This is a genomic window from Streptomyces flavofungini (assembly GCF_041028215.1).
Classification (GTDB): Bacteria; Actinomycetota; Actinomycetes; order Streptomycetales; family Streptomycetaceae; genus Streptomyces; species Streptomyces flavofungini_B.
In genome coordinates this window covers 15218-28192 of the sequence record NZ_JASKYR010000019.1, presented here as the reverse complement: position 1 = coordinate 28192, position 12975 = coordinate 15218, and the positions used below count along the sequence as shown (strand labels likewise).

Annotated in this window: 10 protein-coding genes and 1 pseudogene; 5 read left to right on the top strand and 6 right to left on the bottom strand. The window is 72.1% G+C overall.

Going from position 1 to position 12975, the window contains the following annotated elements; translation table 11 throughout:
* Positions 1-89: 89 nt before the first annotated feature.
* From AB8Z36_RS03010 to AB8Z36_RS03000, 3 genes are read right to left on the bottom strand one after another with little or no spacing between them, the layout of a single operon-like run.
* Positions 90-518, bottom strand: a complete 429-nt coding sequence (locus AB8Z36_RS03010) for a hypothetical protein (protein WP_369211590.1) — start codon at positions 516-518, stop codon at positions 90-92.
* Positions 515-1027 (bottom strand): AfsR/SARP family transcriptional regulator, encoded by a 513-nt coding sequence (locus AB8Z36_RS03005; RefSeq protein ID WP_369211589.1) that lies wholly within the window; start codon positions 1025-1027, stop codon positions 515-517. The genes AB8Z36_RS03010 and AB8Z36_RS03005 overlap by 4 nt, the downstream gene beginning before the upstream one ends.
* Before the next feature lie 27 nt (positions 1028-1054).
* Positions 1055-3361 (bottom strand): SpoIIE family protein phosphatase, encoded by a 2307-nt coding sequence (locus tag AB8Z36_RS03000; protein WP_369211588.1) that lies wholly within the window; start codon positions 3359-3361, stop codon positions 1055-1057.
* Between the two features lie 346 nt (positions 3362-3707).
* Between AB8Z36_RS03000 and AB8Z36_RS02995 the strand changes: the two genes are divergently transcribed.
* The 3 genes from AB8Z36_RS02995 to AB8Z36_RS02985 all read left to right on the top strand — a co-directional run bounded on the left by AB8Z36_RS02995 (position 3708) and on the right by AB8Z36_RS02985 (position 7721).
* Positions 3708-4790, top strand: a complete 1083-nt coding sequence (locus tag AB8Z36_RS02995; protein ID WP_369211587.1) for an NAD(P)/FAD-dependent oxidoreductase — start codon at positions 3708-3710, stop codon at positions 4788-4790.
* A 373-nt stretch (positions 4791-5163) separates the two neighbouring features.
* Positions 5164-5559, top strand: coding sequence for an SH3 domain-containing protein (locus AB8Z36_RS02990; RefSeq protein WP_369211586.1), 396 nt, complete (start codon positions 5164-5166; stop codon positions 5557-5559).
* A gap of 188 nt (positions 5560-5747) precedes the next feature.
* Positions 5748-7721 carry an APC family permease gene (locus AB8Z36_RS02985; protein WP_369211585.1) on the top strand — a complete coding sequence of 658 codons (1974 nt, stop codon included), beginning with the start codon at positions 5748-5750 and terminating at the stop codon, positions 7719-7721.
* 42 nt (positions 7722-7763) lie between these two features.
* Here the strand turns inward: AB8Z36_RS02985 and AB8Z36_RS02980 are convergent.
* A pseudogene (locus AB8Z36_RS02980) lies at positions 7764-9370 on the bottom strand (amino acid transporter); the annotation flags it as partial.
* A 114-nt stretch (positions 9371-9484) separates the two neighbouring features.
* On the opposite strand from AB8Z36_RS02980, the gene AB8Z36_RS02975 reads away from it, so the two are divergent.
* Positions 9485-9955 carry an SRPBCC family protein gene (locus AB8Z36_RS02975; protein WP_369211584.1) on the top strand — a complete coding sequence of 157 codons (471 nt, stop codon included), beginning with the start codon at positions 9485-9487 and terminating at the stop codon, positions 9953-9955.
* A gap of 68 nt (positions 9956-10023) precedes the next feature.
* Here the strand turns inward: AB8Z36_RS02975 and AB8Z36_RS02970 are convergent, their stop codons facing one another.
* Positions 10024-10770, bottom strand: coding sequence for a phosphotransferase family protein (locus AB8Z36_RS02970; protein WP_369211583.1), 747 nt, complete (start codon positions 10768-10770; stop codon positions 10024-10026).
* 135 nt (positions 10771-10905) lie between these two features.
* On the opposite strand from AB8Z36_RS02970, the gene AB8Z36_RS02965 reads away from it, so the two are divergent.
* Entirely contained in the window at positions 10906-11847 is a 942-nt protein-coding gene (locus tag AB8Z36_RS02965) for an LLM class F420-dependent oxidoreductase (protein ID WP_369211582.1), read from the top strand.
* 131 nt (positions 11848-11978) lie between these two features.
* On the opposite strand, the gene AB8Z36_RS02960 is transcribed toward AB8Z36_RS02965, so the two are convergent.
* Positions 11979-12890, bottom strand: a complete 912-nt coding sequence (locus AB8Z36_RS02960) for a calcium-binding protein (protein WP_369211581.1) — start codon at positions 12888-12890, stop codon at positions 11979-11981.
* Positions 12891-12975: the final 85 nt, after the last annotated feature.

Below are 12975 nucleotides of genomic sequence, written 5' to 3'. Positions count from 1 at the left end.
GTCAAGGAGATGCCCCCGACCCCCCGGCAACCGTCCGCCCTTCCGGCACGGTGAGAAGCCTCGGCATGCGTGTACAGCTCGCGCCTGACCTAGAAGGTGTGCCGCCGGATGCCGCGGCTGCGGAGTTTGTCGCGTAGGTCGTGGGCCTCGGGGAGGCCCAGTTCGGTCAGGAAGCCGCGCAGCGCGCGCTCGGGGACGAGGGGAGTGCCACCGGGGTCGAAGCCGCGCAGGTTCACATACAACTGGCCGTCCGGAAAGGCCGGGCGGACCTGGCGCGCCCAGTGCACGGCGAGCGCGGTCCTGCCCACCCCGGCGGTGCCGGAGATCACCGCGGCGACACTGTCCGAGGACTGCGCGCGCAGCCCTGCGAACAGCCCGTCCAGGGCGGAGAGCTCCCGGGCGCGGCCGATGAACCCGGGCGTGCCGAGGGGGAGATGGGCGGGGACGGCGTACGCGCCTTGCGGGGCCGCGTACGTGTCTGGTGGTACGGCGTACGCATCCGGCCCGGCGGCGTTCACACGCGGCCGGGCGGCGTGCGCACCCGGCGAGACGGCGTGGGCACCTGGTAAGGAGGCTTCGGCCACCGGCAGGGCGGCGGCTTCCGGCTGCGTGGGGCGGACTGCTGCATGGACGGCGTGGCTTCCGGCACGTGTGGCGCGGATTGCCGTATTCGGGGCGCAGATGCCGCTACGGGTGGCGCGGCACCCGGCACGGACGGCGCGGCACCCGGCACGGACGGCGCGGTCTCCGGCACCGGCCGCCGAATCCGCGCCGAGGCCGCGCCGGAACCGTCCTTGAGGATCAGCTCATGCAGCGCCCGCAGCTTGCGGCCCTGTTCGGTGCCCAGCTCCTCGATCAGACGGCCGCGGATACGCGCGAAGCAGCGCAGCGCCTCGGCACTGTCCCCGGCCGCGTGCAGCGCCCGCATCAAGACCTCGGTGAGCCGTTCGCTCAGCGGATACTCCTGGAGCAGCGCGGTCAACCGGCTGATCACCGCGAAGGGCCTCGCGGAGGAGGGCCACGGCAAACGCGCCGACCTCACCAGCGGCGCCGGTTACTCGATCGGCGTCGAATCGTTCGTGGACAGCGACGCCGGGGCGAGCTGCTGAGGGGTGTGTCCTACGGGTTGTTCGGCCCTGCCACCGGGCTCAGTGGCGGTCAGGGCGAGGATGGCCTGGTCGTCGTCGATGTGGCGGCCGCCGGTGAAGGTGCGCACGGCCCGGGTGAGGGCGTCGATGGCGTCGTGGGCGGCGGGCTGGTGCGCGGCGCTGGTCAGGGCGTCGGCGAGGCGCTCCTCGCCGAACTGCTCGCCGTCCGCGTCGCGGGCCTCGGTGATCCCGTCGGTGTAGAGCAGCAGGCTCTCGTGCGGGCGCAGACGCAGGTGCTGCGGCGCCACCCCGGGATCGGCGGTGACACCCAGCAGGGCGCCGGGGGCCTTCACCGGGCGGGCGATGCCGTGGGCGTCGAGGTGCAGGGGCAGGGTGTGTCCGGCCCGGACGAGTTCGACGTCCAGGCCGTCGGGAGTGGGGGTGAGCAGGCCGAAGACGAGCGTGACGAAGCCGGTGCCGTGGCTGTCGGGCCGGTTGAGCAGGGCCCGGTTGACGGCGCGCACGACGCTGTGGGAGTCGGGCAGCAGGGGAGCGACGGCGCGCGCGGTGTGGCGGACCAGAGCGGTGGTGGTGGCGGCCAGCGCGCCACGTCCGCACACGTCCCCGAGCATGAAGGCCCAGCGGCCGTCGTCCAGGGGGAAGACGTCGTAGAAGTCGCCGCCGATGTCGAGCCCCTCACCGGCCGGGTGGTAGTAGGTGGCCACGTCGGCGCCGGGCACGCGGGGCAGGTCCGGCAGCAGGAGGCCCGCCTGCAGATCGCGGGAGAGGGTGACGCGCTGGGTGTACTGGCGGGCGGTCCGGGCGGCCAGGGCGGCGCGGCGGACGAGTTCCTCGGCCAGAGCGACGCTGTGGCCGTCGAAGGTGTGCTCGCCGGTGGACAGCAGCGTCACGGTGCCGAAGGCGCGGTCGCGGTCCATCAGCGGGACGCACAGATATCCGGTGACGCCCAGGTCGTGCCAGGGGCCGGGGCCGGTGGGTGTGCGGCGGGCGACCTCGCTCAGGCCGGAGGCCAGGACGCGGGCGACTGCGTCGTCGGCGGTGTCGTAGACCGGGATGTGGGAGGCGAGGAGGTCGTGGAGCGTCTGGGTGGGGGCGGCGGTGGCGACGCGGCGTACATGCCTGCCCTCCACCACGTCGACCGCGCACAGCGGGGCCAGCTTCGGTGTGCAGGCGGCGGCCAGGTGCTGCAAGGTCTGGGCGGCGTCCAGTCCGGCGGTCATGGTGGTGCTGGCCCGCAACAGGAACGCCAGGTCGTCGCGGGCGGCCTTCTCCCGCGCCTCGGCGGCCGTGCGGGCCTGCTGGGCCTGGTGGCGCTCGATGGCCAGGGCGGCGGTGCCCGCGAAGACCCGGGCCAGGGCGAGGTCGGCCTCCTGTGGGGCGCGCGGGCGGCGGTGGTACATCGCGAAGGTGCCCAGCAAGGAGCCGTCGCGGGCCAGGATCGGCGTGGACCAGCAGGCGGCGACTCCGGCCCGGTCGGCCAGCTCGCGGAAGTCGTCCCAGAAGGTGTCGGTGGCGATGTCGGTGACGATCACCGGCCTGCGGCGGTGCGCGGCGGTGCCGCAGGAACCGACGCCCTCGCCGGTGGCGATGCCGTCGATGGCCCGGTTGTAGAAGTCGGGCAGGCTGGGCGCGGCACCGTGCCGCAGATGCCGCCCGTCGGCGTCGGCCAGCAGCACCGACACCAGCACCTCCTCGGGCGCGAGCTCCTCGATCACGCTCGCCATGCCGTCGAGGACCTCCGGCAGGGGCGCCTGCCGGGCGATCTGCTCCAGCAGCGCGCGGTGCTCTGCCGTCAGCCGCCGGGCGTGCACGACCTGGGTGGTCTCCACTCCGAGGACCCGTACCCCCATGACGTTGCCGCCCGCGTCGAGCCGGGGCTCGTAGGTGAAGTCGAAGTACGCTTCCCGCGCCTCCGGTCCCTCGCCGAGCAGGACGTGGGCGTCCCTGCCGATGTAGGGGCGTCCGGTGCGGTAGACCCGGTCCAGGAGGCCGATGAAGCCCTGCTCGACCAGTTCCGGCATCAGCTGCGCGAGCGGCACACCGGTACGGACGCGGGCGCCCCCGCCGATCGCGTCGAAGAACGCCGCGTTGGCCGCCTCCACCATGTGCGCGGGCCCCGCCAGGGAGGCGAACACGGCTGTGGACCGCCCGAACAGCGCATGGAGATCGTCCTTCGCCGTATGCGCGGCGGCACCGCCGGGCACCGCTTCCGTGGCGACGCCCGCTGGCGGCGGTTCCGCTTGACCTGTCATGCGCCTGTGTCCCTCACTCGGCCGGGCCGGAACGCCGGCACCCGTAAAAACAATCGCACGTCTGCCCGCTTCCGTGGCAAGAGCCCCGGCCGCATCAGAGTGCACGGAGAACACCTGGTCCAAACCACGCGGCTCAAACCGGCGGAACGCCTGTCGGCGGAACTCCGCCGCCACAACGGCCGGAATCGCCAGAACTGCCAGGCCGGAGCGGGCCCCCGCAAATTCCGTTGCGGGAGGTCCGCGGCACCCCCGACGGTGTTCGACGGCGTTGTCCCTGCCGTCAATCGGCCCGGCCCCAGTGCCACCGGCACCACCGCCACGGGCCCTGCGAAGAGGAGAGTGCGTATTGAGCGTCGTCGTCGTGGGTGCGGGCATCGTCGGCTCCTCGGTGGCTTACCACCTGGCACGCCGGGGCGTCCCCGTGACCCTGCTCGACCAGGGGCCCGCACCGGCCACGGGGGTGACGGGCGGCTCCTTCGCGTGGATCGGTGACCGCGGGAGGCAGTGGCCCGGCGGGGCGCGGCACCTGCGCGGATCGGTGCTGGCGGACCACCGGCGCCTGGAGGCGGAGCTGCCTGGTATCGCCGTCCGCTGGACGGGCTCACTGGCCTGGACCGGCGACGGGACGGAGCGGGACTCCCGGCCGCGACCCGGTCAGTCCTGGATCGGCGGAGCCGATGTCGCCGCGCTGGAGCCGCACCTCCGGCACCCTCCCGAGTGGGCCCTGCACACGCCCAGCGACGGAGGTGTCGATCCGGTGGCCCTCACCCACGCCCTCGTGGACGGCGCGCGGGCCCATGGGGCCACGGTGCTCCACCGCACGGTCGTGACGTCGTTGCAGTCGAAGAGGACGGGCTCGCGCGTCGAGGGGGTGCGGTCCTCCACCGGGTTCCACCCGGCCGCCACCGTCGTGCTCGCCGCGGGGACCGGTGTCCCCGCGCTGTGCGAGCCGGTGCTCGCGGGGCTGCCCGTTGCCGTGTCCCCGGCCTGCCTGGTACGCCTCTCCGCCCCCTCTGGCCTGGTCAGATCCATCGTGGCCCGCCCGGACATCGAAGTCCGCGAGGTTCGTGAGGGCCACCTCCTCCTGGTCGTCCCGCCCCCTGCGGAGCAGTCCGCGAACGCGGGGGAGCGCGCCGCGTATGAGGGCCTGCGCCGCGTGCGGAGCCTTTTCCGCGGCGGCGAGGAGTGCCGCCTGCTTGACCACCGCGTCAGCGGACGGCCGATGCCCGCGCACGGGCCGATCATCGGATACGCGACACGGGACCGGTCCGTGTACGTCGCCGTCACGCACTCGGCCGTCACCCTGGCGCCCACCGTCGGACGACTCGTCGCGGACGAACTCGCGACCGGAGCACCGGCCCCCGAACTGCGGGGCTGCCGCCCGGGCACCGGCCCCGGCACGGCTCTGGCGCCCAACCGAGTGAACTGATGCGCGTTCGGCGGTGATGGCCCGCGTGTTGCGCGCGGTTGATATCAGGACATTTCATCCGTCAGTTCTATGGTGTGCTCCGGCGCAGAGCTGCCGGTCCCGCCTGGTGGGGCCGGTGATGGCACAAGGGAAAAGAGACGACATGGTTCTTCGTAGTGCGGTGTCCGGGTGTGCGGCGGTTGTGCTTGCCTCGGTGGCCTTGGGCGGTCCCGCGCAGGCTGCCGCGCAGTCGGAGCGGTCCGCGCCCGCGGCCCCGCGAGTGATGGTTGCTCCGACTACGGCACAGCAGGGCTCCGCGGTCATGGTCAAGGTCGCGGGAGCCCCTCAGGGCTGCCGTTCCCTGCAGGCACGGTCCGACGCTTTCGTCAAGGTCGTGGCGCTGGCGAAGAGCGGCAAGCCCGTGGTGCACTCCGGCCGGGCCGCGGTCAAGGGGCAGGCGGCTCCCGGTGCGCACCGGGTGTCGGTCACGGGAGCGGGCTGCGGCCGGTGGGTCGGCACGGCCCGGCTGACGGTCGCCGCCGACAAGCCGGTCCCGAAGACGGTCAAGGGCACCGTCATCTCCAAGACCGGGCTCAAGGTACGTCAGCGGCCGACCTCGAACTCGAAGGTCACCGGCGTCTACCGCACCGGGCGCAGCATCGACCTGCTCTGCAAGAGGGCGGGCCAGGACGTCGGCGGCAACCGCACGTGGTACCGGGTGACGGCACCGCAGGGCTGGGTCACCGCCCGGTACGTCAAGGTCCACGGGACCGTGCCCGTCTGCCGGTGACCTCTCCCGCGCGGTGAACCGCGGTCGGCGGCCGGTGTGCGGCCGCCGACCGCGGCCGCACGTCGGGTGCGGCGTCAAGGGCGCGTCACGACTGTGACGGATGGCGTCAAGGGGGCGGAAGGAAGGTCCGGGAACGGCCGGTCGTGAGGGCAGTCTGAGACGACCAGTCGTGAAGGGGATCAGACTCGATGGCCGTCCTGACCAGCTCGAACGCTGCCGATTCCAGCGCCGCCGGGCCGAGCGCTGCTGATTCCGGCGCCGCCGGGCCAAGCGCCGCCGACGCGAGCGCCGCTGAGCCAGGCGCCGCGGACCCGGGCTCCGCTGAGCCGAGCGCCGCCGCACCCGGCACGGAGGACCCTCCTGATGCCGGTGCCCGGCACCGCCTGACCGCCGTCACCGGTCTTGCCGCGCTCTCGCTAACCGCGATGGCCTCGGTGGCCTACGGCCCAGAGGCCATCGTCCTGGTCCTGGCCGCCGCGGGCGCCCACGGTCTCGGCTTCACCCTCCCGGTCACGGTCGCCATCGCGGGCCTGCTGGCCGTTCTGGTGGCCTCCTACCGGCAGGTCATCGCGGCGTTCCCGGACGGCGGAGGCTCGTACGCGGTCGCCAAGGCGCACCTGGGAGGCCGTACGAGTCTGGTGGCCGCCGCCTCGCTGGTCCTGGACTACGTGCTGAACGTGGCGGTGGCCGTCACGGCCGGAGTGGCCGCCCTGACCTCGGCCTTCCCCGAGCTGCACGGCGCCAGGCTGTGGATCTGCCTCGCCGTCCTTCTGCTGCTGACCGCGGTGAACCTGCGGGGCATCGCCGACTCCGCCCGGGTGTTCATCGTGCCCACGGCCGTGTTCATCGGCGCGATCCTCGTCCTGATAGTCGTCGGTCTGTTCCGTGCCGGGCCGGTCTCCACCGCGGCCTCCGTGACCTCTGGGGGGCAGGCCTCCGTACTCGCCGACAACGCCACCACCGTCGGTGCGCTCCTGCTGCTCAAGGCGTTCGCCGCGGGCTGTTCGGCGCTCACCGGCGTGGAGGCGATCGCCAACGCCGTGCCGTCGTTCCGCGCCCCGGCCGCCCGGCGGGCGATGCGCGCGGAGGTCGCGCTGGGGGCCCTGCTCGGCGTCATGCTCATCGGCCTCTCGGTGCTGATCTCCCGCTTCGGTCTCCAGCCGGTCGAGGGCACCACCGTCCTCGCCCAGCTCGCCGACGCCTCCCTCGGACACAACTGGGGTTTCTACGTCGTGCAGTTCGCCACCATGGTGCTCCTCGCACTCTCGGCGAACACCTCGTTCGGCGGCCTGCCGGTCCTGCTGAAGCTGCTGGCCCGTGACAACTACCTGCCGCATGTCTTCGGACTGAAGGCCGAGCGGCAGGTGCACCGGCACGGCGTGATGTGGCTGGCCGCGGTCTCGGCGGCGCTGCTGGTCTTCTCCGGCGGCGACACCAACACGCTCGTGCCGCTCTTCGCGATCGGCGTCTTCGTCGGCTTCACGATCGCCCAGACCGGCATGGTGCTGCACTGGCGCGCGGAGCGCGGACGGCGCTGGTGGGGCAGGGCGCTGCTCAACGGTCTTGGCGCGGCGCTGACCGGCGTGTCCGCGGTGGTGGTCACGGCCACGAAGTTCTCCGCCGGAGCCTGGCTGATCGTGATCGCCCTGCCGCTGCTCGTCGCCCTCTTCGAGCTGGTCCACCGGGCGTACGGCAGGATCGGCGAGCGCCTCGGCGTCGGCCGCGTCCCGGAGCCGCCGCGCCACCAGCGCTCCCTCGTGCTGGTACCGGTGTCCTCCCTGACGCGCCTGACCAGCGAGGCACTGACCGCCGCGGTCTCCCTGGGCGACGAGGTCCGCGCGCTCACCGTGTGCCACGCGGACGCCGAGGACCGGGCGGTCACAAGGGCGCTTGAGCGCGACTGGGCGCGGTGGAATCCCGGTGTGCGGCTGGTCCGGCTGGCGTGTGAACGCCGTACGCTCGGCCGCCCGATCGCCGCGTACGTGCGCGACCTCGCCCGGACTGAGCCGTCGACGCGCGTCACCGTACTGATCGCCGAGACGGAGCCGGAACTGGTGTGGCAGCGGCTGCTCCAGAATCAGCGGGGCGCCGTCGTCGCGCACGCCGTGCGGCGGGACACCGACGCGGTCATCTGCCGGCTGAGGTTCCGGCTCGGCGGCTGAGCGTCGTACGGCCGGACGGCTGAGCGCCCATGGCGCCGGGCGTCAGCCGACGTGGACGCGCGGGCGGCGCTCCCGGTCGGGCTCCGCCTCGCGCAGCACCTCGCGGGTGACGGGGGCGACCTCGCCCTGGCCCAGGAGCAGGAAGCGGACGAAGTTGGCGAAGGGGTTGCCCTCGGTCCACTCGAAGTAGATGTGCGGGCGGGTCCCCGTGCGGTCGCGGGCCAGGAGCAGGAGCGCGGCCAGGGCGTTGGGGACGGAGGAGGACTCCAGTGTCAGGATGCGGTAGCGGCCGTGCATGAGCTCGCCCCTGACGGTGAGTGCGGACTCGAACTCCGAGGGGTCGGTGACGGTGACCTCGACGAAGATGAAGTCGTCGGTGCTGGTCAGGTCGTTGTCGGCCCGGATCTGCTCCGCCTTGTCGCGGTACTCGGCCGTGCATCGGTGACGCGCAGCTCGAAGGCGCGGCCCAGCCGGAGAGCAGCGAGATGACGATGATGCCCGCGATGAAACAGGCGCCGATCTTCACGCCGTCCGGGCGCTCGATGACATTGACGACCGTCGTACAGAGGAAATCCACGGAGATGACGGCGAAGCCGATCGTCCAGCCGCGCTGACCCGCCTCGCGCGCGGCGATCGTCACCGCGATCGAGGCCGAGCAGATGAGCACCAGGACACCGGTCGCGTAGGCGCCGCCCTGGGCGTCCACGTCCGCGTTGAAGAGCCAGGTCACCAGGAAGGCCACCAGGGCAAAGATGATCACCATGGGCCGTACCGCGCGGGCCCAGCGCGGTGCCATGCCGTACTTGGGCAGGTAGCGCGGCATCAGGTTCAGCAGGCCCGCCATCGCGGAGGCGCCCGTCTAACCACAGGATGAGGATCGTCGAGACGTCGTAGACCGTGCCGAAGACGTTGCCGAGATAGTGGTGGGCGAGGTAGGCCAGAGCCCGGCCGTTGGCGCTCCCGCCGGACTCGAACTCCTTGTGCGGGATGAGGACCGTGGTGATGAAGCTGGTCGTGATCAGGAATACGCTCATGATCAGGGCGGCCGTGGTCAGCAGTTTCTTCGTGCCCCGGATGCGTCCGGCGGGCCGGTCCTCGGTGTCGTCCGGCTTGCCGTGGACGAGCGGCATGACCGCCACGCCGGTCTCGAAGCCGGGTGGGCCGAGGGCGAGCTTGGGGAAGACGATCAGAGCGACGCCGATCATGGCGAAGACGTTGCCGTGCTCCGTGGTCAGCGCGGCGGTCCAGTCCGTGACCACGTGGCCCTCGGTCAGGACGTGCCACAGGCCGGTGACCACCACGACCGCGTTGAGGGCGAGGTAGAGGCCGACCAGGGCGACGGCGACACCGATCGCCTCCAGAAAGCCCTTGAGGAACACCGCGCCGAGCAGCGCGATGAGCACCATGGTGATCAGGACCTGCCGGTCGTGCAGGACCGATTCCGGATGCGGGTTCTCCACCAGGTGCGTGGAGGCGTCGGCCGCCGACAGCGTGATGGTGATCAGGAAGTCGGTCGCCGCGAAACCCAGCAGGGTGAGCACGAACAGCTTGCTCTGCCAGAACGACAGCAGCCGCGACAGCATCGCGATCGAACCCTCGCCGTGCGGACTCTCCTCGGCGACCCGCCGGTAGACCGGCAGCGCACTGGCCCCGTGACGACCTGACGGGCCACATCGTGCAACGGCAGCCATCGCGCGAGGAGGTCATGCGATCAGTCTGCCCCGCAGCACTGACAGCGCCCGTGATCGTGCGAGGGTGGCCGTATGACACCTGCGACGACAGAGCGGTTCGAAGTGCGGCGGCAGATCGCCGCGACCCCGGCGAAGATCTTCGCGTTGCTGTGTGAGCCCGCCGGGCATGTGGCGATCGACAGTTCGGGGATGCTTCAGTCCGCCGAGGGGGAACCGGTACGCAAGGCCGGAGACACCTTTGTCGTCCACATGGACCGTGAGGCGCTGAACGACTACCCGATGGGGAAGTACGACATCACCGTCATCATCACGCGGTTCGAGCGGGACACCTTGATCGAATGGACGATCTCGGGTCAAGTGCAGCCGCCCATCCGGCACCTGTACGGCTACCGGCTCCAGGCCAGTGCGGGCGGCACCCTGGTCACCTCGTACTACGACTGGAGTGAGATCGAGGAGCGGTACCGGGACGCGGACATCTTCCCGGTCATCCCCGAGGCGGCCCTGCGCGCGACCCTCGGCATTCTGGCGCGGAACGTGGAATAGCCAAGCGCTGCTCGCTCCGGAGGGTGCGCCAAAGGGGCCGGGCCCCGTCGCGGTCGGCCCGGGCGGGCTCACATGCGGGATCTGAGCACGTCGACCTCGCACCCCGGCGCTGACGGGTCGAAGCCGTGCTCGGTCAGCCAGCGCACCGCCAGCAGGCTCCGCAGCGACCACCACGCGTGGATCACGTCGAGGTCGACGTCGGTGCCATAGCCCGCGATGACGTCGTCAAGGTGCTCCTCGTGCCCCAGCGTGAAGGTGGCGAGGTCGTACAGGGCATCGCCCCGGCCCGCCTCGGACCAGTCGATGATGCCGGTGACCTCGCCACCTTCGACGAAGACGTGCGCGATCTGAAGGTCGCCGTGCGTGAACGCCGGAGTCCATGGCCGCAGCGCGGCCTCAGCGACCTGCCGGTTGCGGGCGACCAGGTCGGCGGGCAGCACGCCATGCGCCACGAGCGACGCGCACTCGGCGTCCAGCTCCGCCGTCAGCGCGACGACGCTCCGCCCGGCCCGGCCGGACCGGGGCGGAAGCGGCGCTTCGTGCAGCCGCCGGATGGCGGCGCCCGCCGCGGCCCACGCCTCCCGTGACCCGGTCGACGGCCCGCCGAGGCGCCCGAGCACCTTCCCCGGAAGCGCGGCGAGCGCGAGTACGGGCGGCTCGCGCCACAGGACCTCCGGGGTGGGGACCGGCGCGAGGGACATCGCCTCGACCTCGGCGTCGACACGCGCCTGATCGGCGTCCACCTTCAGGAACACGTCACCGACGCGCAGGGTCGCACGCTCGGAATGGGCGACGACGACCTCAACCTCATCCATGGGCGACCAGTATCCAGGGGATGATCGCCAGCGTCGCCACATTTATCCGGTGCGGTATCCGGTGCGACATCCGGTGCAATGGAGCCGTCACATCCGGCCGGAATGCGGGGCCGCGCCGGTCCGGTTGGCACTGACATGACCGTAGGACTGACACTCAACGCCACCAACGCCCCCCACCAGATCGACGCCTCCGTCGAGTTGGCCCGTGAAGCCGCATCGGCGGGACTGTCGTCGGTGTGGTTCGGGCAGACCTTCGGCGCGGACTCACCGCAGCTCGCCGCGATCGTCGGACGCGAGGTCCCCGGGCTCCAGGTGGGCACCTCCGCGATCCCCGTATTCGGACGCCACCCCCTGACCGTCGCGAGCCAGGCCCTGACCGCCCAGGCGGCCACCCACGGCCGTTACCACCTCGGTCTCGCCCTGGGGACCAAGCTGCTGACCGAGGGCGGCTTCGGCCTGCCCTTCGAACGCCCCGTCGCGCGCCTCCGCGAATTCCTCTCGGCCCTGCGGCAGTTGACCGAGACCGGCGAGGCCGACTTCCGCGGCGAACTGCTCACCGCCGCCACACCGATGCCGGTACGGGTGCCGGGCGCCGACAGCGGTGTGCCGCTGCTGGTGGCCGCGATGGGCCCGCAGGCGCTCCGGGCCAGCGGTGAACTGGCGGACGGAATCCTTCCCTACCTCGCGGGCCCGCGCGCCCTGGAGCAGCACATCGTGCCCTCCCTCACGGCCGCGGCGGAGGCGGCGGGACGTCCCGCGCCGCGCGTCGTGGCCCTGGTGCCCGGTGTGGTCACCGACGACGTGGACTCCGTACGGGAGGCCGCCACCGAGCAGCTCGCGTTCTACGAGCAGATCCCGTCCTACGCTCGCGTCATCGGACTCTCCGGCGCGCGCCGCGCGTCCGACGTGGCCGTGATCGGTGACGAGAAGGCTGTCGCGGCCGAGGTGCGGCGCTACCGGAACGCCGGGGCGACCGAGGTGGTCTTCTCGCTCACGGAGATCGCCGGTGCGGCGGACCGCCGACGCACCTGGGATCTGCTGGGCGACCTGGCCAAGGAGGGGGCGTCGACATCATGACTGCTCTGCTTGCGACTTGAGTTCGGGCCGGGGTCCCGCTCGCCCGCGTGCGTACGGGCGAGCGGGCCCTCGGCTCCTGTCTCGTGCTCCGCTGCGTCGGTTCGCCTCAGCAGCCCCGGAGAGATGCGGTGTCAGTCCTGGCGGACGACGTCCGTGCCGGGGCCGCCGGAGAGTGTGTCCGTGCCGGTGCCGCCGTACAGCTTGTCGTCGCCGCTGTTGCCGTAGACCGTGTCGTCCCCGCTCTCGCCGCGCAGGACGTCGTTGCCCTTGCCGCCGTAGAGGAAGTCGTCGCCCGCGCCGCCCCGGATGGTGTCGTCGCCGTCACCGCCGGACAGGTTCTGCCGCTGTGCGCCGCCGTGGATCTCGTCGTCGCCCGAGCCTCCCTCGACCGCGCTCTCCGCACCCTTGGAGTAGATCGTGTCGTTGCCTGCGTCGCCGTGCGCGATGCTGCCGCTGCCGCCGCGCAGGGTGTCCTTGCCGTCACCGCCGAGCGCCACGCCGCCCGAGCCCACCGAGAGGTCATCGTCTCCCGCGCCTCCGAGGACGGCGTTGCCGTCGTAGCCGCTGGTGTGGGTCCAGGTGTCCTTGCCGGTGCCCAGTTCGGCCCGGGTGAAGTAGTAGGCCTGGTCGGTGGCGTTGGTGTAGGCGACGGTGTCGTTGCCGTCGCCGAGAAGCAGACGCAGGGTGGGGTAGGGGTCCTGGGACTCCAGAGTGGTGACCGTGCAGGAGACCTTGGTGGGGTCCGTACGCGAGGGGTATGAGCAGCCCTCGCCCGCCTTGACCTGCACGGCGTCGTCGAGCACGTAGGTGATCTTGTCTGAGCCCCGGGTCTTCTTGGCGGTGACGGTCACCTTGTTGGTCTGGCCGGAAGCGGCCGTGTAGACGATCGCGTGATCGCTCGCGCTGAACGCGGCCGTCGCCTCCGGCGCCGCCGCGCCCGCGGGACCCGCCAGGAGGAGCGGGACAGTGGCCCCCGTGGTGAGGGCCAGCGTCAGCGCCGAGGCGGTACGGACGAGTCGGCGACTGACGGGATGTGAGGGCATTGACAACCTCCTGCGACGTATGTGGTCCTTGCGGCTACATATGACCGCCGGAGTGTGTGGTTGGTTGCGGCCGGTTCGCCCCGAG